Annotated in this window: 18 protein-coding genes; 13 read left to right on the forward strand and 5 right to left on the reverse strand. The window is 44.6% G+C overall.

What is annotated here, in order from left to right:
* Positions 1 to 509: 509 nt before the first annotated feature.
* Positions 510 to 1,373, forward strand: coding sequence for a hypothetical protein (locus W234_RS0109115; RefSeq protein WP_025646552.1), 864 nt, complete (start codon positions 510 to 512; stop codon positions 1,371 to 1,373).
* Between the two features lie 123 nt (positions 1,374 to 1,496).
* Here the strand turns inward: W234_RS0109115 and W234_RS14200 are convergent, their stop codons facing one another.
* From W234_RS14200 to W234_RS14205, 3 genes are all read right to left on the reverse strand, one after another.
* On the reverse strand, positions 1,497 to 2,294 hold the full coding sequence (locus W234_RS14200; protein ID WP_025646553.1) for a 4'-phosphopantetheinyl transferase family protein: 798 nt from the start codon (positions 2,292 to 2,294) through the stop codon (positions 1,497 to 1,499).
* Between the two features lie 185 nt (positions 2,295 to 2,479).
* Positions 2,480 to 3,016: a peptidoglycan-associated lipoprotein Pal gene (gene pal, locus W234_RS0109125; protein WP_392397021.1), complete on the reverse strand. Its 537-nt coding sequence runs from the start codon at positions 3,014 to 3,016 to the stop codon at positions 2,480 to 2,482.
* A gap of 239 nt (positions 3,017 to 3,255) precedes the next feature.
* A complete protein-coding gene (locus tag W234_RS14205; protein ID WP_156923982.1) occupies positions 3,256 to 3,960 on the reverse strand; it encodes a DUF6231 family protein in 705 nt (234 codons plus the stop codon).
* A 180-nt stretch (positions 3,961 to 4,140) separates the two neighbouring features.
* Here W234_RS14205 and pepN point away from each other — a divergent pair, with 180 nt between their 5' ends.
* Positions 4,141 to 6,792 (forward strand): aminopeptidase N, encoded by a 2,652-nt coding sequence (gene pepN, locus W234_RS0109135; RefSeq protein ID WP_025646556.1) that lies wholly within the window; start codon positions 4,141 to 4,143, stop codon positions 6,790 to 6,792.
* Between the two features lie 87 nt (positions 6,793 to 6,879).
* Here the strand turns inward: pepN and W234_RS0109140 are convergent, their stop codons facing one another.
* Positions 6,880 to 7,962 carry a 3-deoxy-7-phosphoheptulonate synthase gene (locus tag W234_RS0109140; protein ID WP_025646557.1) on the reverse strand — a complete coding sequence of 361 codons (1,083 nt, stop codon included), beginning with the start codon at positions 7,960 to 7,962 and terminating at the stop codon, positions 6,880 to 6,882.
* Positions 7,963 to 8,141: 179 nt separating this feature from the next.
* On the opposite strand from W234_RS0109140, the gene lpxB reads away from it, so the two are divergent.
* The 3 genes from lpxB to W234_RS0109155 are packed head-to-tail and all read left to right on the forward strand — an operon-like array spanning position 8,142 to position 11,740.
* Positions 8,142 to 9,491 (forward strand): lipid-A-disaccharide synthase, encoded by a 1,350-nt coding sequence (gene lpxB, locus W234_RS0109145; protein WP_025646558.1) that lies wholly within the window; start codon positions 8,142 to 8,144, stop codon positions 9,489 to 9,491.
* Between the two features lie 45 nt (positions 9,492 to 9,536).
* The gene (locus W234_RS13900) at positions 9,537 to 10,367 is read left to right on the forward strand and encodes a ribonuclease HII (protein WP_084212648.1); all 831 of its coding nucleotides are present in this window, start codon (positions 9,537 to 9,539) and stop codon (positions 10,365 to 10,367) included.
* 53 nt (positions 10,368 to 10,420) lie between these two features.
* Positions 10,421 to 11,740: a CAP domain-containing protein gene (locus W234_RS0109155; protein ID WP_156923983.1), complete on the forward strand. Its 1,320-nt coding sequence runs from the start codon at positions 10,421 to 10,423 to the stop codon at positions 11,738 to 11,740.
* Between the two features lie 78 nt (positions 11,741 to 11,818).
* Here the strand turns inward: W234_RS0109155 and W234_RS0109160 are convergent, their stop codons facing one another.
* Positions 11,819 to 12,400 (reverse strand): DUF924 family protein, encoded by a 582-nt coding sequence (locus tag W234_RS0109160; protein ID WP_025646560.1) that lies wholly within the window; start codon positions 12,398 to 12,400, stop codon positions 11,819 to 11,821.
* 289 nt (positions 12,401 to 12,689) lie between these two features.
* Between W234_RS0109160 and nspC the strand changes: the two genes are divergently transcribed.
* The 8 genes from nspC (at position 12,690) to miaA (ending at position 22,795) form a co-directional block, all read left to right on the forward strand.
* Positions 12,690 to 13,901 carry a carboxynorspermidine decarboxylase gene (gene nspC / locus W234_RS0109165; protein ID WP_025646561.1) on the forward strand — a complete coding sequence of 404 codons (1,212 nt, stop codon included), beginning with the start codon at positions 12,690 to 12,692 and terminating at the stop codon, positions 13,899 to 13,901.
* 206 nt (positions 13,902 to 14,107) lie between these two features.
* Positions 14,108 to 15,373 carry a saccharopine dehydrogenase family protein gene (locus W234_RS0109170; protein ID WP_025646562.1) on the forward strand — a complete coding sequence of 422 codons (1,266 nt, stop codon included), beginning with the start codon at positions 14,108 to 14,110 and terminating at the stop codon, positions 15,371 to 15,373.
* Positions 15,374 to 15,490: 117 nt separating this feature from the next.
* Positions 15,491 to 15,697 (forward strand): DUF2905 domain-containing protein, encoded by a 207-nt coding sequence (locus W234_RS0109175; protein WP_025646563.1) that lies wholly within the window; start codon positions 15,491 to 15,493, stop codon positions 15,695 to 15,697.
* Between the two features lie 140 nt (positions 15,698 to 15,837).
* Complete coding sequence (locus tag W234_RS0109180) at positions 15,838 to 17,514, forward strand: GMC family oxidoreductase (RefSeq protein WP_025646564.1); 1,677 nt, start codon at positions 15,838 to 15,840, stop codon at positions 17,512 to 17,514.
* Positions 17,515 to 17,834: 320 nt separating this feature from the next.
* Positions 17,835 to 18,353: a hypothetical protein gene (locus W234_RS0109185; RefSeq protein WP_051397468.1), complete on the forward strand. Its 519-nt coding sequence runs from the start codon at positions 17,835 to 17,837 to the stop codon at positions 18,351 to 18,353.
* 617 nt (positions 18,354 to 18,970) lie between these two features.
* Entirely contained in the window at positions 18,971 to 19,483 is a 513-nt protein-coding gene (gene tsaE / locus W234_RS0109195) for a tRNA (adenosine(37)-N6)-threonylcarbamoyltransferase complex ATPase subunit type 1 TsaE (protein WP_051397469.1), read from the forward strand.
* A 21-nt stretch (positions 19,484 to 19,504) separates the two neighbouring features.
* Positions 19,505 to 21,295 (forward strand): DNA mismatch repair endonuclease MutL, encoded by a 1,791-nt coding sequence (mutL, locus tag W234_RS0109200; protein WP_025646567.1) that lies wholly within the window; start codon positions 19,505 to 19,507, stop codon positions 21,293 to 21,295.
* A gap of 357 nt (positions 21,296 to 21,652) precedes the next feature.
* The gene (gene miaA / locus W234_RS0109205) at positions 21,653 to 22,795 is read left to right on the forward strand and encodes a tRNA (adenosine(37)-N6)-dimethylallyltransferase MiaA (RefSeq protein WP_025646568.1); all 1,143 of its coding nucleotides are present in this window, start codon (positions 21,653 to 21,655) and stop codon (positions 22,793 to 22,795) included.
* Positions 22,796 to 22,967: the final 172 nt, after the last annotated feature.

Consider the following 22,967-nt stretch of genomic DNA (forward strand, 5'->3'; position numbering starts at 1 on the left):
GGTATCAGCAGCCAGCCATACTACTCAATTTGTCTCTATGGCTCGCTAAGATACATCATTTCACATAACACAACAAACTGTAGTAATTAGTTATATAAGCTACACTGTTTAAAATATTATAATAAGCCAAAATAGTATTCAGTTACTTAGATATGTCATTAAGAGTTTTTAGCTTACCGATACCACGTTTATTTACGCTTTTAAACGTTGTTCTCATTAGCGAGGTTACTCGCTTTGTAATGATGAGTTATTATTTACTAGATATATTGATACGCTAATTATTCTGTCTTGACATATCTTGTAACACTAATGCGCTTTATGACAGAGTGTAACGGTAATAATTACAATACCTACGTAATCTTTACATAATGGCAAACAAAAAGCGCTTCTTAGGGGATGACTTTTAGAGTCAAAATTGTTTTAATCTGCTCAACAAAATGATGGTTTGTAAAAACGCTAAGTCGTCATTCACTGTGGGCAAGCTACTTCATATTTTTAGGAGATTAATGATGAAACTTATTAAACTTACGGCAGTATCTGCCGCTATTCTAGGCTCAACTGCTGCTATGGCTGCCGATCCTATCGTTGTTGTAGATGATAATGATACGGTTGCTTACCCAGTAGCTGCTCCTGCTTATCAGTATAACCAAGATGCGGGTATCATCCGCAATACTACTGGCGCAGTCGTTGGTACAACTAAGACTCTATTTAACACAGCAATCAACCCTGCTGCTGTTAGTGCAGAGATTGGTAGCTTAGGTTATGGCGCAAACATCGCGTGGAGCATCAACGAGACTACTGAACTACAAGCCGGTTGGGCAGGTGGCGACGTTGCTGACCTATTCGGCGGTGACTTCGATGCAAATGACATCAACTATGACGTAGATACAGATTTTAGCAACCCATACTTAGGCGTACAGATGCGCCCTGCAGCGAACTGGTTTACTGTGGGTGCTGGTATCATCGTTCCTGATAACGATATTGATGTTCGTGCAAATGCTGAAGGTGAAGGTTACTACAGTATTGATGGCAACAAGTTCTATGCTGGTAATGCAACTCTTGACCAATCTTTAGCTGAAGATTTTGGCGGTGATAACGTTGGTAACCTAGAAGGTAGTATTGAGCACCGTAACAAGTTAGCCCCTTACTTAACTGTAGGCTTCCGTCCTAATATCACTAATAACTTTGGTTTATTTGGTGAACTAGGTGCAGCTTATATGGGCAAAGTAGATGCAAACGTTCGTTACACTGGTGAAGGCGGAAATGTAGTAGCGGCGCAAGATGCAGCGCGTCAAGCTGAAAAAGATCTAGAAGATAAAAGCTGGTTAGAGTGGTTCCCAATCGTTAAAGTTGGTGCAACTTACCGCTTCTAATTTAAAGACTGAATCTTTCTAATAAAAAAAAGCGATCTTCGGATCGCTTTTTTGTGTTTTAAGTTTGCTTAAATGGGGTAAGAGCGTTAGTTAAACTGAATATTACGCTAAATACTGGTTATATCAGAATACTACTATCGTCTGATAGTTTGAAATATAAGCTACTCTACGCTGAGCGTCCTGGTTCAGCTCTATAAATAGCTCACGAGCAGAACTATTATTCTTAATAATATTGTCAGCACTATTATCAGCGCTATCATATTCGATAAGCGTCTGAACTAGCGTTAGGTCAGCGCGACCTAAACCTGCTGCGAGTGTTGTTTGATTGATTTTGATCAAACTCTCTTTGATTTGCCATAGTAACCTGACCAGATAATCGCGTTTATCGAGTGACAGCTGCTCGAGCATAGCGATTTCACTGGGATGATAGAAGCGTTTGGCGACTTGCCATGCCACGCTATTTACCTCAATATCTATACCAATAGCGCTGTCAAAGCTCAGAGCGACGGCTACTGTATCTGCCGAATGACTGAAGCACACATAATGGCGATGGTTTTTGAGTCGATAGGGGAACGCCGACTCGTCTAGCGTATCTGCTATGCCGAGCTCAGCGAGTAATCTATTTAAGAGTAAGCGCACGCCAGTACGTTGACTTTGACGCTTAATTTTTTTATTTAATAAATCTTGCTTTGTAGCACCTAACGAAGAGAAGTCACTGGCTGGGTTATAAGAGGGCGACACGATACAAAACGTCTGCGAAGATAATGAGTCATGATCAAAGCCGCTAGTAGATAGAGTAACAGGTGTGAGAGCAGTCGAATGATCTCTCCATAATCGAGTGCCAATAGGCTGCAAGCGAGCAATAGCGCAATAATGAGTCGCCGTAAGCTGCGTATAGTGAATGTCATTCAGTAAGATCATAAGGGCGAGTGAATACTATTAATAATCATAAGCGTATTATTATGGCAGGTATGAAGGAGTAAGCGCAAAAATCCTTAGCTAATCTTATTGTAGAATACAAAAAAACCCAGTAATACTGATATTACTGGGTCAAAGTCAAAATACGAAATGAGATGAGAATAGGCTAATAACCAGTAAGCTGGCTATTAGTACGACAGCTCAGCACGGCGGTTTAAGGCGTAAGCCTCTTCAGTGTTACCAGCTGCTGCAGGACGCTCTTCACCGTAGCTAATAATACGGATATTATTGGCAGCGACGCCTTGCGCTGCTAGATAATTACGTGCAGCTTGTGCACGGCGCTCACCCAAAGCGATATTGTACTCGCGGCTGCCGCGCTCATCAGTATGGCCTGCGATTAGCACCTGTGTACCTGGATTTGCGTTTAATAAGCTGACGTGTTGATTCAGTACGCTGGCAGCTTGTGCGGTGATCTCGCTACTATCAAATGCAAAATAAACGACCGCTTCCATATTGTCTGAAGCATCGACTACGGCTACAGGATTATCGACTACGACCGCACCGGTATAAACCCCTTGACCACCAGGGATACCTAAAGGCGCGACGACGACTTCAGAGGTAGCGCGTTTGGTGGCACAACCTGTAGTTAAGGCCACCGCACTAGACAAGACAGCTAGCGCAGTCATTTTGGCAAAACGGTTACTAAAAGAAGAAAGTTGTGACATTTGAAGCTCCTAAATAGGTAATTTATTTGTTGTTTTATATATCGCACAATAAACTTAGGTCATTGAGGTCTATCATAAAATCAATGTTACGTTGTGTAAGTAGCATTACTGTAAATAATACCAAGGTTCGGTAAGTATTACAGCATGTGTCAGACAACTTAGTCGTATAAGTTTTTATTTTTTAATTTCAGCGAGATTATCGATAACGCGTATAGATAAACTAGAGCCATTGTTATTTTTTACCAGCGATGCTTATCCCAGTTTTCAGGATTGGCCCAGTATTTACTATTTAGCCAATTGGGCAGGCGTTTATAATCGTACAGATTAAACTGCCAAAGGGTTAAAGAAGAGGCTGCTGGTAGCAGACGCTCAGCCGTAGGAGAGTCTATGGCTGTGATAGCTGTGTCAATTGCTTGATCGCCTAAGATATCGAACGGCATAAATCCGTACGCTCGCAGGTCTATCTTATCCTTGACAGCGATTAGCAAATGAGCGGCGTACAGATCCCTATAACGCATTATAGTCGGTATAAATTGCTGCAACTGCTCGGCTGACATCGTAGGTAGCCAAAAGCAGGCAAGCTCAAAACGCTGAGGACTATACTGATGACTAAGCTTGGCTAAAGTGCTTATCTCAATATCTGGTTTTATACTATTTTCAACTCTGTTCTTTTTAGCCTTATTCTCTTCAGTCTTGTTCTCTTCATTTTCCTCTTTATCAGCATGACTATTCATAGCAAAGACCTCTTGCTCGTCTTGTTTTTGCAGCAGTAGGCTGAGACTATCAGCTTGCTGGCTATCTTCAACTGCCCAGAGTAGTTTGGGTAGCCTGAGTAGCTTGGGCGATGGGGTTGCCTCTTTTGTAACCTCTAATAAAGAAGGTAGAAGGGCTTGAGTGTAAGCTATCAGCAAGGCTGGGGTAAGAGGAGGAGAGTTAGGATTCATAAAAGGCGCCAAAGTGGTTAAATCGCGAGGTTGCTCTTGAAATTTACTTATTGAGGCCAATGTAGCGTTAAAGCTTAGCAGAATCAAACTTAATTTAATGAGCGCGTTTAAATAAGCGGTAATGACGCCGTATAAAAACAATAGACTCTAGCCTTCTTTAGAACAACAATAGGATTATCAATGTCAACGACTCAAACTGATGCCAATATTATCAATGCAGACATGCCGGATGTTCCTACGCATATGCCCAGCAAAATCCATCTAAAAGACTATAAGCTGCCAAGCTTCGATGTTGATACCGTTGATTTAGATATTCAGCTGTTCGATGACCATGCTATCGTCGATAGCACTTTGGTGATGCAGCGGCAGAGCGATGGTGACTTAGTCCTCGATGGCGAGGAGCTTGAGCTGATAGCTATCACACTTAACGATGAGGTACTGTCTAATGATTGCTATCAGCAAGCTGACGGTAAGCTTATTATTAGTGAGGCGCCAGATAAGCTGACTTTGCAGCTGCAAGTACGTATTTATCCGCATACTAATACTGCGCTTGAAGGTCTGTATATAGCCGGTAGTGGTAGCGATACGATGTTTGTCACTCAATGTGAGCCTGAGGGCTTTCGCAAGATTACCTTTTATCCTGATCGCCCTGATGTGCTATCTGTTTTTACTACCCGTATTGAGGCCGACAAGCGCTTTCCGACTTTACTTGCCAATGGTAATTTGATCGAAGCGGGTGAAGTTGCCGACGACAACACCCGTCACTATGCAATTTGGCACGACCCAACCAACAAGCCCAGCTATCTATTCGCGAGCGTCATCGCTGATTTAGAAGTATTGAGTGATAGTTATACCACTAGTGAGGGGCGCGAGGTCTTGCTTGAGCTCTACGCCAAGAGTGATGATATCGATAAGTGTCATGTGGGTATGCAGGCGCTCAAAGACTCGATGCGCTGGGATGAGGTCAATTATGGCCGTGCGTATGATTTGGATCGCTACATGATAGTGGCCGTCAGTCAGTTCAATATGGGCGCGATGGAGAATAAAGGTCTCAATATCTTTAACACTGCTTGTGTGCTCTCAAGTCCTGAGACGACGACGGACGCGCGCAGCTTCAGTGTCAAATCCATCATTGCTCATGAGTACTTTCATAACTGGACTGGTAATCGTATTACCTGCCGTGATTGGTTTCAGCTGTGTCTAAAAGAAGGGCTTACCGTCTACCGCGATCAATCTTTTTCTGCCGATCAGCAGTCAAGCGCGGTGCAGCGTATCGATGATGTTGCCACTTTGCGCGCGCATCAATTCAGCGAGGACGCAGGGCCACTGGCGCATCCGGTACGTCCTGAGAGCTTCGTTGAGATTAATAATTTTTATACCACGACGGTATATGAAAAAGGCGCTGAAATCGTGCGGATGATAGCCAATACTTTAGGCCCTAAAGATTTTCGAAAAGGTACTGATGAGTACTTCCGCCGTTATGACGGCCAAGCGGTCACAGTTGAGGATTTTTTATCTGCGCTTAGCATTACCGATAGTAAGATTGAGGACTTTATCGATTGGTATCGTCAGCCGGGTACGCCCGTAGTATCTGGTCATCAAAGCTATGATAGTGATTCACAGACTTTGACAATCACTCTTAAGCAGCAGACGCGCCACGTACCAGGGTTTGATGCACCAAAGCCGCTACCAATACCAGTGGCGACCGCGTTATTTGACAAAGATTCCGGCGCTATCATTGATGAGCGTATGCTGATGCTTGATCAGGCAGAGCAGACCTTTAGTTTTGATAATATTACGCAAGAGCCAGTGGTTTCTTTGCTGCGTGATTTTAGTGCGCCGGTGCAGCTCAATTATGATTATCAAGATGAGGACTTAGCGTTTTTGCTTGAGCATGAGACCAATGGCTTTAACCAATGGCAAGTGACACAGATGCTTGTCAATCGTATCTTACTCACTATTCAAGGCAATAAAAAAAGCAGTCCTGATATCTATCTGCAGGCTTTAGCGAAGACCCTGCCTAAGCTTGCGGTCACTGATGCTATGCTCGCGGCGCGTCTGCTCGATATTCCATCGGTGCAGGAGCTGGCCTCAGCCATACACCAAGACTACGATCCTAAAGTGGTCAAACAGCAGCGCAATGGCTTATATAAGCAAGTGGCGCAGACGCTTAAAAATGAGTGGACGGCTTTATATAATCAGTTGCCATTGCAGCCTTATTCAGATACGCCAGAAGCGCTTGGTAAGCGTGCCCTGCGTAATGTGGTCTTAGACATGGCATTGACTGCCGAAGTGGCTGGTGCAAAGGAGTGGGCACAGCAGCAATATGAGAATGCTAGCTGTATGACTGAACGCTTCGGCGCGTTAAAGGCGATGGTGAATCATCGAGTTGCTGGTGCAGATAAGTGTTTAGCGGACTTTTATCAGCGCTTCTATGATAATGATTTGGTCATTGATTTGTGGTTTAGCGTACAAGCCTCGAGCGCTCATGTCACCACACAAGATATCAAAGCTTTACTCGTGCATGATGATTTTGACTGGAACACGCCTAATCGGATACGCTCAGTGATTAGCGCTTCCACCTCGCAGCCGACCGTACTTTGGACCGCTGAGGGCTTGTCTCTCTTTACAGGGGTAATCAAGACGTTAGATGGCACCAATCCGGTATTGGCATCTCGCTTGCTACAAGTGCTAGCGCGCTGGTATACGCTAGCAGAGCCGACTCGGCAGATGGCGCAAGATGAGCTTGTCGCTTTGCAGCAGCAAGTCTCCTCTAAAAACGTAATAGAGACGCTAGATAGTGTGCTCAGTGCCGCAGAGGCTTCTGCTTAATAGCTCAGAGCTGGTAGAACACAAAAAGCTCATCTTAATAGATGAGCTTTTTTCGTTAAGCAATACAACTAGCGATAATGTCAGCAACTATCGATTAGGTAATATGTCTTTTACCGCGTCACGCAGCTCATGAAGAGCAGTGACTGTGCTGTCCCAGTCTAGGCAACCATCAGTGATAGACTTGCCATACTCAAGCTGACTAAGATCAGCGGTGAGCTTTTGATTACCGCCTTTTAGGTGACTCTCAATCATCATACCGATGATGGATTTATTGCCATTTCGAATTTGCTCAGCGACGTTGTTGATGACCATTGGCTGCAAATACGGATCTTTGCCTGAGTTGGCATGGCTTGAGTCAATCATAATCTTCGTGCTGGTTTTGCCTTTTTTTAGCTCGTTTTCTGCAGCTGCGACAGCGGTTTCATCATAGTTTGGCTTACCATTGCCGCCGCGCAGTACGACGTGGGCATAAGGATTGCCTTTAGATCTAATAATCGACACTTGACCATCAGCAGATAGACCTAAGAAGCTATGACCTGCTTTGACCGCTTGCATAGCGTTGACAGCGACAGTCATACCGCCATCGGTGCCGTTTTTGAAGCCGACAGGGCAGGACAAGCCTGAGCTCATCTCGCGATGCGTCTGACTCTCAGTGGTACGAGCGCCAATCGCTGACCAGCTGATAAGGTCTTGTATGTACTGCGGCGTATTCGGATCGAGCGCTTCGGTCGCACAAGGCAAGCCTTTTTCGTTCAAATCGATCAAAAGCTTACGAGCACTGCGCAGACCTTTTTCGATATCGAAGCTGTCATTCATATCTGGATCGTTGATCATGCCTTTCCAGCCCACAGTGGTACGCGGCTTCTCAAAATAGACTCTCATCACCACAAAGATGCTGTCTTCGACTTCTTTGGCCAATACAGCCAAACGATCTGCGTATTCGTGAGCGGCCTTTATATCGTGAATAGAGCAAGGGCCAATAACCACAAATAAGCGCTTGTCTTTACCATCCAAGATGTCTTGAATCGTATGACGGCCTTTGAGTACGGTTTGATAGGCGGCATCGGTAAGAGGTAGCTCAGTTTTTAGCTCAGCGGGGGTGACTAAAGGGATGAATTGGTCAATGTTCACGTCATCAATGTCTGCATTGTGGGTAACTGTTGTTGTCATGGGTATCTATCATTTAGCTGATTTGTGGGAATAATCATTATGAGGACAAAAGTGTGCGTTGACAAGGGTAGCTGTGCAGTTAATTGACTGATAACTGGAATGTGAAAACCAAAATTTTGTTATACTTGTTATTTTATGATTATATTATTCTTTATTTTTATCATTATTAAAGGTTTGTCATGACTCGTTTTGCTAAGCCTACTCAAGCGGATGAACAGCGTGCACCCTTAGGTGAACAGGCATTATCCTCAGTGCCATCAAAAGCACCATTAACACCACCATCGTCACCGCCATTGGTCATAGGGATAGTCGCCGGCGAGGTATCGGGGGATAGCTTAGGGGCAGACTTTATGCAGCAGATGAATAATCTGCGTGATGATATTGTTTGGGTGGGAGTGGGCGGACCCAAGATGCAAGCGCAGGGGCTACAAAGCCTGTTTCCTTTATCTCGGCTAGCCGTCATGGGTTTGGTTGAAGTGGTCGCGCAATTATCTGACCTTTTTAAAGCGCGCCGCGAGCTTTTAACTGCTTTTATGGATGCTCAGATAGATTGGTTTATTGGTATCGATGCGCCTGATTTTAATTTACGCGTCGCTAAGAAGCTCAAACCAAAAGGCGTGTTCTGTGTCCAGTACGTCAGCCCCTCTATTTGGGCATGGCGTGAGTCGCGTATCCACGGTATCAAAGAGGCGACTCATTTGGTGCTGTGCTTGTTTCCATTCGAGCTGCCCGTTTATGAGCGCTACAACCATCCGGCGATATGTGTGGGCCATCCGCTACTTAGAACGCTTGATACTGAGCTGACTGAGACGCCGACCAATCAGCTGCGTAGTGAGCTGGTTTGGCAAAACGATGGCTTACAGCAGTTTTTTAGAGAGCGTTTTGAGGCAGTCAGTCAGCTTATCTGCGTCATGCCAGGCTCGCGCCGCAGTGAGATTACTGCTATTTTACCTTTGATGCTCGATGGTATGCAAAAACTGTTGTTAGTCGATCCCAAGCTGTGTTTTATTATCCCGACAGTCGATCAAAATCATCAATATATCGTGCAAGACGTGATAGATAAACGCTCTGAACCCCTGCGCGATGCTATTGCTGTAGTCTATGATGAGAGTCAGCCGAGTTTTAGTCAGCAAGCGATGGCGGCCTCCGATATTGTTATGCTCGCTTCGGGCACTGCAACGCTTGAAGCTATGCTGCTTGAGCGGCCTATGGTAGTTATTTATCAGCTTAATCAGCTGACTTATCAGATCGCTAAGCGCTTGGTCAAAGTTCCTTATGTGGCACTACCTAATATCTTAGCGGGAGAGATGATAGTCACTGAGCTCATTCAAGAGCAGGCAACGGGCGAGAATATTTGCCGCACGCTGACTAAGCTTTTACAGCCGCGGGCTTATAATGAACAGCTACAGCATTTACTAGCGACTAAGCGCAATCTGCAGCAGCAGAGCAACCACGACCCCGCCAATAGCGTGGTCGAGCAATGGTTTGCCCAAATGAGAGCACGTACCGCTCGCGATGCAACGTTCTAACAACCTCTCCAATCCTTATGATATAAAATAATTCCAGTGATAAAAATGAGTATTAATTCCCAAGTTTTGCCTATCGACACTTGTATTGAGCACATCACTATCAAAGGTCAATACACGTCCTTAGCCGCCCCTATAACATTAACTGGACAGTTACTTCTGTCGCAGCTCACAGCTGAGTATCCGCCGAGAGCGGTGCAAAGTGGCAGCTTACCCACATTACAGATAGGTATTGATGAAGCAGGGCGTGGGCCTTTGTTAGGGAGTGTCCATGTTGCGGCAGCTATTTTACCGAAGACTTGGTCAGATCTTATCGAAAACCAGCCGCTAAAAGACACACCTTTATCCATCTTGACTGACTCCAAAAAGCTCAGTGAAAAAAAGCGCGATACTCTTTATCCTTTAATACAACAGCACGCGCTTGGATATATTATCGCAGATATTCCAGCAGCGGTTATCGATCAGCTAAATATCTTGCAAGCGACAATGCTCGGAATGCGCTTATGCACGGAAGAACTGCTAGAGGCATTGGTTAGCAATGCTGCGAATATTCAAACAAGCCAAGTTGAGGTGTTAATCGATGGCAATCGCTGCCCTGAACTGAATTATGTTAAGTTGTCTGAATTTGGACTGTCCTCATCTGCTATTGATTGCCAAGCTTGGGTAAAAGGGGACGCACGGCATACTAGTATAGCGGCAGCTAGTGTCTTGGCTAAAGTTAGCCGCGATCAGACGATGTACGCTTTAGATAGCAAGCATCCTGAGTATGCTATTGCTAAGCATAAAGGCTATCCGACTAAGGCGCACCTGCAAGCTATTGAGACTCATGGCGTGCTAGATGAGCACAGACGTAGTTTTTCGCCCATAAAACAAAGGTAGAGTATGTGAGTACTCCATATTAACGACAAAACTTATGACTAAAAGGGGAGTAAGTGAGCGCTAGATCTTCTGCTACCATGCCGGTGTTATTATTGGCTTTGCTATTGCTAATACCTGCCGATGACGGAGTAAAAAGAGCCTATCTACCAGCACTTTATCTACAAGATGTAAAAGCGGCGATAGCACATCTGCAGTTAGAGGAGGCGTTTGCAGTCTTAGGTATAAAGATCGATGAGCAAGCTGATACGAGTATTTTAGCCCAAAAGGATAATGATTTAAGCTCAGGTGAAAAGACTCAAAACCATGACAATAATGATAGTAATGACGATAATAACAGTAACGAAAACATTAACGTCGATGATGATGATAATGCATCGGCTATAGCCAATAAGGTGTTTAATGACGCTAGAAGCCGCTGTGGCCTTGACACTTTATCGCCAGATGCTGAGCTTAAACAAGTCGCGTTAGGGCATGCGAACTATATTAAATACATTTTTGCACATTCGCAGCCCGCGCTGTTTTATCCGCACTATCAAAACGAGATTAAAGATATTAAAGCGGTTACTAGCAGCAATAACCCGCATTATAGCGGCCTAGATATCAAAAACCGTTTATTCAATGCCAGCTACGCCAATCTAAAGTATGGCTTCACAGAAAACATCGCGCAGAGTATGTATTACCATTCTGCAGGTGAGCTACTCTCAGCAGAGACCATAACCACTTCGATGGCTAGATCCTTGCTTGCCGCGCCTTATCATCTGCGCTCGCTGATGCAGCCAAGCTCGAAAGTAGTAGGGACGGCGGTCGTCGCCTACAAGCCCTATAATAAAGACACGCGCAATAATCAAGGCTATGTGCTAGTCAGCAACGCCGCTGCTACAGCTGACACGGTGGATGCTAACTATGCTGGTGTTTTAACTTATCCGTGCCAAGGCGTAACCGGCACAGTAACGGCTCTTTATAACGAAACCCCAGATCCAGTAAAGCATACCGGCCGCGACTTAAGTACCGATCCTATAGGTCAGCCTATCTATATCAAAGTGGCAGCAGCCGACACTATTCAGATTATCAACATTCGCTTTTATGATGAGCTGCGCAGAACAGCGATACCGACGCAAGTACTTGATTATCAATCAGATTCTTACCTAAATACAGACTATAAACTGCCCAAAAACGAAGCTTTTATCTTACCTATCACAGACGCAGTCGATAGCTGTAAGGCTAGCATAAAGCAGACAATGATAAAAAAAGCAAACAACTGCGGCTTGCAGGGCAACACTGAGTATAAAGTAAGCTTCGATGTCATCATAAATGACCAACGCCTGATCAGTAAGTCGTTTAGCTTTATGACAGGCGAGGTGAACTACTCATAAATGAGCAGTCATCGAAAACTGAGTCGTCAGCATAGCCTTTTAATTATAATCTTTTAAGTATAGACCTCTAATCTGCGCCTAAAATGAAGAGCCCGGCTGCTGCAAAAACTCTTTTTCTTTGTCAGTAGACTCTCGGCCCAAAGTCTCATTACGATGCGGATAGCGACCAAATTGCTCAATAATATCTTTATGACGATGCTCAAACCCTAATGTACTTTCATCATTAAGCTGCTCAAATAGTGGCAAATACTGCTCATGAATGGCTAAGGATTCAGAATGCATAAATGGTATGATAGTAAAGCGTCGCCATTCCATCGGTAAGCTATCAAAATGCGGCTGCTTGATCGCTTCTTGCGCAAGCACTACAGCCATGCCGTCTTGTGAAAAAGCACAAGGCTTGCCGCGGCATAAATTACGCGAGAACTGATCTAAGACAATAATCTCCGCCAAGCGTCCGGCGAGATTGGTAATGGAGCTATTGGCGTCGGCTTTATTGTCACCGCGGCGCCAGTGAGCGCACTCACCATGTATAGCTGCTTGCCAAATTTTGCCAAACTTTGACTCAATACGCTGATCAAAATCGTCGTTTTTCTCAAACCAGTAAGGCTCGTTGTCTTCATTAAACCAAAATTCTAATACGGCACGCGCATCAGCATTGATGTGTTGTAGATTAATATCTTCAGCATTTATTTTATTATGATTCGCTTGACTAGCGCTGGTAGAATAATCGGTTGAGAGCGACATAAGCTATTACTCCTAGTAATGAATTTAGCTTACTATAACTTAAATAGTAGCTGCGGTCATGATGTTAAAATGTAGCACCCCTTGTGCTTGCAAAAGCGAATATAAACCTTATTATTAATCGCTACGAATGACCATCTGCCATCTGCTTCGCCTCTTTAACCTATACTATTCCACTTTTTTGCTTATCTGATTTAGGCTGCTTTATATGAATTCAGTAAACCCATCCTTAAAGGCTTCCAAAGTGTCGTCTCAATTACCAGCGACGCCTTATTATTTACTCGATGAGGCGGCAATCGTCAGCAATATGCAGATTATCGCGCGTCTATGTGAGCTATCAGGAGCCAAGGCGTTACTCGCGCTTAAGTGCTTTGCAACTTGGGGAGTCTTTGACGCGATGCAGCCCTATTTGCACGGTACAACTTCATCGTCACTCAATGAGGTGCGTTTAGGTTTTGAGACGTTTGGCGGCGCGCAAGATAAAGAGACGCATGCTTATAGTGTGGCTTATAGCAGTGATGAGATAGATGAGGTATTGAGCTATGCCGATAAGATTATCTTTAATTCTATCTCGCAGCTCACCGCTTTTAAAGAGCAAGCCTATGCACAAAACATTCCTGTAGGCTTGCGTCTGAACCCTAAGACCAGTAATTCTTCTTTTATCATTGCTGATCCAGCGCGCCCGTTTAGTCGTTTGGGCGAGCATGACAAAGATAAAATTGCAGCGGTGCTTGCTGATATTAGTGGCGTGATGATTCACAATAACTGCGAGAACGATAGCTTTGAGGCGTTCAGCGATAGTTTGGCAGATATCGAAGCGAAGTTTGGTGATGTTTTAGCTGAGCTCGAGTGGGTAAGTCTCGGCGGCGGTATTCACTTTATTGCGCCTGATTATCCATTAGAAAAACTGGCCGATAGGCTAAAAAGCTTTAGCGAAAAATACGGCGTGCAAGTCTATCTTGAGCCAGGCGAGGCGAGTATCCATAGCGCGGGCACGCTCGTAACAACGGTACTCGATACGCTGCACAATGAAAAAAACATCGCAGTGGTTGATGCTTCTATCGAAGCACATATGCTCGATTTGCTTATTTACCAAGAGTCGGCAGCTATCGCGGCTATCAATGACGAGGCCGTCGATATCTTGCCCGCTGCAGAAAGCTGTAATCAGCAGGCGCTAGACAATACCATCGTTTGTGGTCGTTCTTGCCTAGCGGGTGATATTTTTGGCGAGTATGCGCTAGCGGATAAACTCAAGGTAGGCGACCAAATAAGCTTTGCTAATGCCGCAGGTTATACTATGGTGAAAAAAAACTGGTTCAATGGCGTCAACATGCCAGCCATTGTAATTCGCCGTTTAGATGGCAGTATTGATATCCAGCGTGAGTTTGATTATCAAGATTATAAAGCGAGCTTGTCTTAATTTTTACTCGCTAGATAGTGCTAAAAAAAGGATAAAATTGTTATAATTGCACTAGGTAAAGGTTATAAGACAAATAATAGTTTTTGCCCGACGGGTGTATGGGTTTTCCTCGGTCTTCCTTTTTAATTCATACACATCATTCATCTGTTACTGTTTTGCATAGCCACCTCTGTGGCATCGGCAGGAACACAAAGGAGGATTGTTCATTGAACATAAGTCAAACCAAGCTTAATAAAAAAGACGTTCTTATTATCGGTGCAGGCGGCGTAGCACAAGTGGTCGCGCATAAATGTGCCATGCATAATGACGTACTCGGCGAGATTTATATTGCCTCGCGTACTAAGGCCAAGTGTGATGAGATAGCGCAAAGCGTCCATGACAAAAACAGCTTTAAACGTCCAGCGACGCTGCACACCCACCAAGTCGATGCGATGGACAGTGCAGCGCTGATCAAACTTATCAACGACACGGGTGTTGAGATCCTTATCAATGTCGGCTCAGCCTTTATTAATATGAGTGTACTAGAAGCTTGTATTGAGACGGGAGTAGCTTATATCGACACTGCCATTCACGAAGATCCGCGCAAGATTTGTGAAACCCCGCCTTGGTATAATAACTATGAGTGGCAACGCAAGCAGCGCTGCGCTGATAATAATGTCACTGCTATCTTGGGCGCAGGGTTTGATCCGGGCGTGGTCAACGCTTACGCGCGCCTCGGCTATGACATGATGGATAAAGGTTCAGTCACTGATATCGACATCATCGATATTAACGCTGGCAGCCATGGTAAATACTTTGCAACCAACTTCGACCCTGAGATTAACTTTCGCGAGTTCACCGGCACAGTTTACTCTTGGCAAAATAGCCAATGGCAAACCAACGATATGTTCGAGGTCAAGCGTACCGATGATCTGCCTGTCGTTGGCGTGCAAAACAGCTATTTAAGCGGACATGACGAGATTCATTCGCTATCAGCCAATCTAGATGTGCCGAATATTCGCTTTTGGATGGGTTTTGGTGAGCACTACATTAATGTCTTTACCGTCCTACAAAGTCTGGGCTTGCTCTCTGAGCAGCCAGTGACAACTGCCGAGGGGCAAGAAGTGATTCCGCTCAAAGTGGTCAAAGCGGTATTGCCAGATCCTAGCTCGCTTGCACCTAATTATACAGGCAAGACTTGTATTGGTGATAAAGTCAAAGGACGGATAGACGGTGTTGATTCTGAGGTGTTTATCTACAACGTCTCTGACCATAAAGAGGCCTACAATGAAGTGGGTAGCCAAGGTATCTCCTATACTGCAGGCGTGCCACCCGTCGCAGCCGCTATGCTTGTCGCGACTGGGGAGTGGGACACCGGAAAGATGGTCAATGTCGAGGAGCTAGACGCTAAGCCATTCATTAATCTACTCAATAGGATAGGTCTGCCAACGCGTATTCAAGACGCCAACGGAGACAGAGCGCTCGAATTTTAGGTTAAATATTAGTTTTATAAAAAAGCTTATCTGTTATAGATAGGCTTTTTTTGTAGACGCTGATATAGTTGATTAAGCTGATATATTTAATTAAAAAATATTAATAAGGACTAACCAATGGCAAAAATCCTAATTATTTTGGGAGCTATATTAGTAGTAATAGGGGCTATTTGGCTAGTGTTTCCAAGCCTGTTTTCGTGGATAGGCAATCTACCAGGCGACATCAAGCACAGCTCTGGCAATACCAAAATTTACTTTCCAATAATGACGATGATTGTGATAAGCGTTGTAGCAAGCATTCTGCTGAATCTATTTAATCGCTAAAAAGTCATGTCAGTTTTAGCCTAGAGTTTTGTTAAATTTTCTAAGCAGCGATAGCTAATTCTGCTATAGTGAAATGACTGTATCGCGTTATATGATCGGTACTATCTATTAGTAAGCTATTAGCAAGGAGCGCTTTTCTCATGGAATTTGACTATGTCATTATCGGCGGCGGCTCAGCAGGATGCGTGATGGCCAGCCGCTTATCAGAAGATCCAACTATCTCAGTGTGCCTATTAGAGTTTGGCGGCGACGGCAAAGATTTAGCCGTACGTGTACCTGCAGGCGTCATCATGCTGATGCGCGACAAGCCAGTAAAGATCAACAACTGGGCATTCAATACTGTACCGCAAACCCAGCTCAATAATCGCATAGGATATCAGCCGCGCGGACAGTGTTTGGGTGGCTCATCCGCTATCAATGCGATGGTCTATACTCGCGGTAGTGCCAAAGACTATAATCGCTGGGCAGATAACGGCTGCGAGGGTTGGGGCTTTGATGATATGTTGCCTTTTTTCAAAAAAGCCGAAAACAATATTCGTGGGGGCGACGAGCATCACGGCGACTCAGGTCCCCTGCACGTGTCCGAGTTACTGAGCCCGCGGCCTATCTCTAAAGCCTTTGTTGATGCTTGTGTGGCTAATGGTCTCGATGCCAACGACGACTTTAATGGTACAAAGCAAGACGGCGCGGGCCTATATCAAGTCACCCACTTCCATGGCGATAAGCAGGGCCAGCGCTGTTCAGCCGCCGCCGCTTACTTGCACCCTATTGAAGAGCGTCCGAACCTCACCATCATCACCGGCGCTATGGTATCCAAGGTTATCATAGAAGATAAGCGCGCCACGGGTGTCGCTTACGTCAAGCATGGTGAAGAATATACGGTCAGCGCTCTCGAAGAGGTGCTACTATGCGCGGGCGCGTTCGGCTCTCCAAAGACGTTGATGCTATCAGGTATTGGGCCAAAAGAGCACTTAGAGCAGCACGGTATCGAGGTGATTCAGGAGTCGCCGGATGTTGGCGGTAACTTGCAAGATCACTTAGATGTGGTGTTCGATTATAAGGTCAATACCAAAGACATTATCGGTATCGGCCTAAGCACGGTTGCGCAGATGACGTCCGCCTTAGGACAATGGCGCAAAGATGGGACGGGCATACTATCGACCAATTATGCCGAAGGCGGCGCTTTTTATAGCGCTACGAATAAGACGCCAAAAGACTGGCCTGACACTCAGCTGCATTTTGTCATCTCGCGCGTGATTAATCACGGACGTGAGCTGAAGTGGGGTTACGGCGTCTCAGTACACAGCTGCTATTTGCGCCCTGAGAGCCGTGGCACAGTGAGACTGGCGTCAACCGATCCTAGCGAGCCGCCACTGATTGATCCCAATTATTTGTCAAACGACAAAGATGTAGAGTTTATGGTCGCGGGCGCCGAGCGTGCTCGCGCTATTATGGAAGAAGCGCCTCTTGCCAAGTTCATCACCGAGGACTATGCCGCGCCTTATATCAAAAAAGATGGCTTGCTTGGTTATATTCGCAATAAGTCCGACACCATTTATCATCCTGTCGGTACTTGCCGTATGGGCACAGATGAGCTGTCGGTTGTCGATACGGATCTGAAGGTGCGCGGTATTGAGGGCTTACGGGTGATTGATGCGTCGATTATGCCGACACTGATTAGCGCTAATACTAACGCACCAACCATTGCTATCGCCGAAAAGATAGCCGAACAAATGAAATCAGAGCGTCATAGTAGTGAAAGTGTACCGACGCAGATCACTAACTATGCCAAAGCTGAGCACGTAGCAGCAGGGTAATCAAGCTTTTGAAGCTAAACAAGCTATTAGAGTTTAAATAAAGTTTTCTAGTGTTTTAATACTAGAAGGCTTTTTAAGTAATCACAATTTTATCTTAATAGTTTTTATCATCTGCTTAAAAGGGCAATATAACGCTTTAACCGTAGGTGATATGAAGCTACAAACCGTCATAAAGCATGATTCGTTTTACAAAAAGCTAAGGCATGACTAGCAAGGGAGTATAGAGTTGTGCACTAAGAAGATGTAACAAAGTGATTTTGCAAGTGATATTTTAGACCTTGCAAGCAACATTGAGTTTATGAGATATCAATTGGGGGTTTATGAAAATAGGTGATAGCAAAGAAAATAGGTTTGCAAATATAGAGCAGAGCAGCATGAACGGTTATGCACCAGAATATACAAAAAAAGAAAAAATAGTATTATTAGCTAAATATCTTACTATTGCAGCCGGTTCGATAGCTTTGATTGAGTGGTACTTACTACCCAAATTTAGCTTGTATATTGATAACATCAGTTGCTACGATTATAAATGGTTCACAGGTTTTGAGATTATGTTCTATGGATTGTTTGTAGGATTCCCTTTAGGGCTAGCAATAATATTGTTTTGTTTAGAAGGATTCAGAAATCTTAAAGTACTCCAACTAAATCAAAACCCTCTACCTAATGAGAAGGTTTGGAAACCGACCAAGTATAGTTACGGTTTAAAAGCAAAAGTAAAACCAATTGGTTTCTTTACTCTACTGACTTTACTGGTGCTGTTGAGTATTCTTGGCGCATATAAAGCAAGTCAGCTCCTCGCTAATGATACTCTCACAGACGATGCACCCTGTTTAGTCTAACTATAGTGATAATGCTCAAAGCAAGAGCCTAAATATAGCAGTTCAAGTAGAATGATTTAGCTCAAGCGCTATCGAACTAAAACTATCAATCCTCAACCTGCCTTTTATTACTCAAATAAATCAAATAAAGCGCGCCCGTCAGCCGAATCCCAAAAATACTGCTAATCACCTGATTTTCTCTCCTAAAGGCCCTAGAAATGCCGCTTCAGTGGCGAGCGCCATACCGCCCGATACTACGAATAACAATACCAAGATCTGCTTCATAGTCTGCCTTTATGAATCTTAGGGTTGAACGTTTTAAATCGTGCAATTGATAGTTTAAGTTTAAAAGCATTTCATAGTTTCGTCGCATGTATTGTAGGGAGGGCGCGGGGTAAAGACAATAGTAACCGCGAGTGTTCATTTCCAATTAGCGATATAGAAAAATCAGTGACTGCGTAAACTGAGTATGAGATTCTATATAGTTCATGTTTTTGTTTCTGGTTTGGTATCGCTAGTAGATGTCAGCGTTAATAAGTGCTTACTTACGAATGAGAAGCGATTTGCTATACTGTCTTATCAATAATGAGCATCGATAAAAATTTTGATGTAGAGATAATCCGAGTAGGGGCCGCTAAATGTCTGATAGTAATTCGAGTGCTATAGTAGGACTGCAAACCTTAACATTGCACTCAGAAACCGATACCCAATTAGTAGCGCAGCAGTTGGCTACGCTACCGATAGAGGGCAGTGTATGGCTATCCGGGGACTTAGGCGCAGGCAAGACCACTTTGACACGTTATTGGCTACAAGCGTTAGGTCATAAAGGCGCGGTCAAAAGTCCGACTTACACCTTAGTGGAGCCTTATCAGATTGAGCAAGAGAATGGCTCTGTAAAGCCGGTGTATCATGCTGATTTATATCGATTGCAAGACCCAGAAGAGCTATCTTTTATTGGTTTTGATGAGTATCTTGATGAGCCAAATGCGCTAGCTATTATAGAATGGGCGAGTCGCGCCGATAGCTATTTGCCGCCACCGGCTATATTTATCGATATGACGGAAGTCGATGACGGCGCGCGGCAGATTGAGTGTCGTCTCTCAAAAATAGGTCAAGCCCAAGGCTTAGACTTATCCACTTTGCACTTATAACTCTGCAATCATAATTCTGTTATGCTAGAAAATACCGCCATTAGTCGTATAAAAAAACTCTCGCCGCTACTGATCAATCAATTGGCGGCAGGCGAGGTGGTGACGCGTCCGGCCGCTGTGGTCAAAGAGCTGCTCGAGAACGCTATCGATGCCAAAGCCACACATATCGAGGTACATATCACTCAAGGCGGTATGGGAATGATACAGGTCGCGGACAATGGCGCGGGTATCCATCCAGATGATATGGTAATGGCCATTACTCGCCACGCTACTAGCAAGGTCGCTGATGTTGCTAACCTACAAGGTATCCGTACGTTAGGGTTTCGCGGTGAGGCCTTAGCCGCTACGGCTGCAGTCTCACGCCTGACTTTGATCAGTAGTCATGATGACAATGGTATAGGTCGACAGCTGCAAGTCTCAGGTGTACTTGCTGAGGAGCCGCCCTTGACGCCAGTGGTGCACAACCGCGGCACCACAGTCACGATTAAAGATTTGTATTTTAATGTGCCTGCTAGGCGCGGCAATCTAAAGTCTATCGCTACTGAATTTGCTCATATTGAAACCATAGTCCGTGAAGTTGCTTTAGCGCGTGCTGATGTGACGCTCGTTCTTTTCCATGATAATAAAAAACGTATCACCCTATCAGCAGATCGAGACGATGATACGACTAGCAGCGCCTCAGTCGCTAATATCCGCCAACATCTCCCTATCTTTCGACTAGAGCAAGCGCTAGGTTTAGCGCTACAAGAGAATGCTGTAGAAGTTGCTGTAGATTTATCAGGTCTACAGCAGCAGTACGCTGACTCGAGCAAGACAAGTCCATCAGCAATGACGCCAGCGCAAGTTAGCGGTTGGTTATGGCCAGCTATGCAGCCGCAGCCCAATCTCCCCAAGCTAATCTATGTCAATGGACGCTTAGTCAAAGAGGCCATTATCAGCAATCAGCTCCGGCAATTAGCAGCAAGTGCTGAGATTGCGGCGCTGGGGTACGCGTTATACTTTGAGCTGCCATTATCTTGGTTGAATGTTAATGTGCATCCTAGCAAACAGCGCATCAAAATCAGCTCTCTCAATAACATCGTGGCGCATCTGAGTTATGCTATCAGCAACAAGCTCAAAAGCGCAGTGATAGACTATCCTTCGTTAGCATCATCAAGCCCAGAATTATTAGAGGACGAGATAAACGAAAATCAGCCTGATGACAGTGGGCATAATTTTTCGGCTTTTAAGCCGCAAGTACAGTCTGTTAAGCACTCTTATCAGCACTCACAAGAGCCAGATACAGTTGCCAGTGGTGCCAATCAGGTAAATGACAACGCTGCGATAACGACAGCAAGCGATAAACAGTCCAGTACTCCCTCAGTATTACCTACAATAAGTGGCAAGCGTTCAATGCCTTTGCCATACTGTTTAGAAGTGATTACTGACTTGTCAGAGTATGAGCTTGGAGCTTCAGAAGATCTTGTAGGCGCAGTGAACGATAATGTCCCTAGCGCTTTGTCACCTTGGCTATTGTTTTATGCTTTAGTGCACAATCAAGGACAATTAATGGTGATAACAGAAGCGGAGTGGCATCAGCGGTTCGCTCGATTATTTACAGCCAATGATTATCGGCAGTCTCATAAATCAGCCAGTCAGTTGGCAATAAACCAAGAGATTAATGCGCAGATTAGCCATTACGCGGCACAAATGTCGACGCCAGATTTGCAAGCTTTTACCTCAGATATTATAGAGATACTCACGACCAAAGCCATTGTACGGACAGATAGCAAACCGTTAATTGGCTTATTATTATCGTCCGCTTTAGCTTAATCGTATTTAGCTTTACGCTGTCACACTCTTTATTAGGGCGTGTTGAACATTCACAAATGCGCACTGCTGATCGCTAAAATAGTTCTAGTCGTCGTTAAAATTGCAGATAATGCTTATTGCATTGGCTAGCTGATTTTATTTAAACAGTCGCAACGACTAGGGCGATTTTAGCATCAGCCCTAACTACAACAACAGGGACAGGACTATTTTTTGCCGCTTTATTGATAAAAATAGACGCTTAGAACGACTAAACTTACCATTTTTATCTGCAAATCGCCTAAAAAATAGTCTCTGTCAGTGCCACGGTCGAATGTTCAACACGCCCTAAATGGTTAAACTCTTTTTATAGGCAACTTTATGTCAGACGCTCCTCATCCTATGTCAGATAATAGCGTCATTTGCTTAATGGCGCCAACGGCGAGTGGCAAGACCGCCTTAGCTTATGAGCTTTATGATAGTGGTCGTTATGAGCTTATCTCAGTAGATTCTGCGCTTATTTATCGTGGGATGGATATTGGTACCGCTAAACCTACGGCTGCAGAATTACAGCGTTATCCGCATCATTTAGTCGATATTATTGATCCAACACAAAGCTATAGCGTCGCGGAGTTTGTCAGCGATGTTGAGTGCCTGATTGATGAGTGTCATGCAAAAGGTAAAATCCCGTTGTTAGTGGGCGGTACGATGATGTACTACATGGCACTGATAGAAGGCCTGTCGCCTGTTCCGGATAGCGATGAGCAGGTACGCAGGCAAGTCGAGCAGTGGCGACAAACAGCAGGTATTGGCGCTTTATACGATTATTTGGCTGACGTCGATCCTCAGAGCCATCAACGGTTAGCGCCTGCTGATACGCAGCGAATCACGCGAGCCGTCGAGGTATATAAACAAACCAGTGTCCCAATAAGCGACTGGCAACATCAACCCAAACAAGCATTGGCCCATAATCCTAACCAGCAGTGGCATGTCTTATCCGTGCTACCGGAGCGTTCCTGGTTACATGAGCGCATTCATCAACGTTTAGATATTATGTGGCAAGAAGGCTTAGTGGATGAGGTGATCGGTTTACTTGAGCGCTATCCGCTGACCCCAAATATGCCTGCCATGCGCTGCGTGGGCTATCGTCAAGTGCTTGAATATTTGGTGCATATCGACCATCCAGTCTTTGAGCGCGCGCATTTAGATAAGTCGCTGTTTTATGAGGCTTTTGCTAATAGTACAGATGACAAGGTTAAGGTGTCTAATAACTCTGCAAAACCGATGCAGTCTCAGCAGCAGCATCTCGCTTGTGAAGCGATGCGAAATAAGGCATTATATGCTACCAGACAGCTGGCTAAGCGCCAGTACACTTGGCTGCGTAAGTTGTCCAAAGGCTTAGCGGTAGCAAATCAGTCCGCTATAGCGCCTGCACAAATTGATACAAGCATTACTGATACGCAACACAATATAGTCATAAGCTCATTTACTTCTATCGAGCAAGTGAGAGATTATTTAGGGTAGCCGCTACAGTACATTTATATAGCATCGCTATTTTGTATAAATAGATTAGTACAAATAGAATGAGCTAAAGAGTAGTATGATTGAATCGTTTTTATAACATTACGCAAGAAATGATGTGTAAGAAACGATTATATTAAATAACGATAAACGACAATAGAGCAGGGTGTTAACT

It is taken from the genome of Psychrobacter sp. TB15, assembly GCF_000511655.1.
In the GTDB taxonomy this organism is placed as follows: domain Bacteria; phylum Pseudomonadota; class Gammaproteobacteria; order Pseudomonadales; family Moraxellaceae; genus Psychrobacter; species Psychrobacter submarinus.

Coding starts and splice junctions, on each gene's coding strand:
- W234_RS0109140 (WP_025646557.1), bottom strand. CDS start 7,962: ATGACAACAACAGTTACCCACAATGCAGACATTGATGACGTGAACATT.
- W234_RS13900 (WP_084212648.1), top strand. CDS start 9,537: ATGAGTATTAATTCCCAAGTTTTGCCTATCGACACTTGTATTGAGCAC.
- lpxB (WP_025646558.1), top strand. CDS start 8,142: ATGACTCGTTTTGCTAAGCCTACTCAAGCGGATGAACAGCGTGCACCC.
- W234_RS0109115 (WP_025646552.1), top strand. CDS start 510: ATGAAACTTATTAAACTTACGGCAGTATCTGCCGCTATTCTAGGCTCA.
- pal (WP_392397021.1), bottom strand. CDS start 3,016: ATGTCACAACTTTCTTCTTTTAGTAACCGTTTTGCCAAAATGACTGCG.
- pepN (WP_025646556.1), top strand. CDS start 4,141: ATGTCAACGACTCAAACTGATGCCAATATTATCAATGCAGACATGCCG.
- tsaE (WP_051397469.1), top strand. CDS start 18,971: ATGTCTGATAGTAATTCGAGTGCTATAGTAGGACTGCAAACCTTAACA.
- W234_RS0109180 (WP_025646564.1), top strand. CDS start 15,838: ATGGAATTTGACTATGTCATTATCGGCGGCGGCTCAGCAGGATGCGTG.
- W234_RS0109185 (WP_051397468.1), top strand. CDS start 17,835: ATGAAAATAGGTGATAGCAAAGAAAATAGGTTTGCAAATATAGAGCAG.
- mutL (WP_025646567.1), top strand. CDS start 19,505: ATGCTAGAAAATACCGCCATTAGTCGTATAAAAAAACTCTCGCCGCTA.
- nspC (WP_025646561.1), top strand. CDS start 12,690: ATGAATTCAGTAAACCCATCCTTAAAGGCTTCCAAAGTGTCGTCTCAA.
- W234_RS14205 (WP_156923982.1), bottom strand. CDS start 3,960: ATGAATCCTAACTCTCCTCCTCTTACCCCAGCCTTGCTGATAGCTTAC.
- W234_RS0109175 (WP_025646563.1), top strand. CDS start 15,491: ATGGCAAAAATCCTAATTATTTTGGGAGCTATATTAGTAGTAATAGGG.
- W234_RS14200 (WP_025646553.1), bottom strand. CDS start 2,294: ATGATCTTACTGAATGACATTCACTATACGCAGCTTACGGCGACTCAT.
- miaA (WP_025646568.1), top strand. CDS start 21,653: ATGTCAGACGCTCCTCATCCTATGTCAGATAATAGCGTCATTTGCTTA.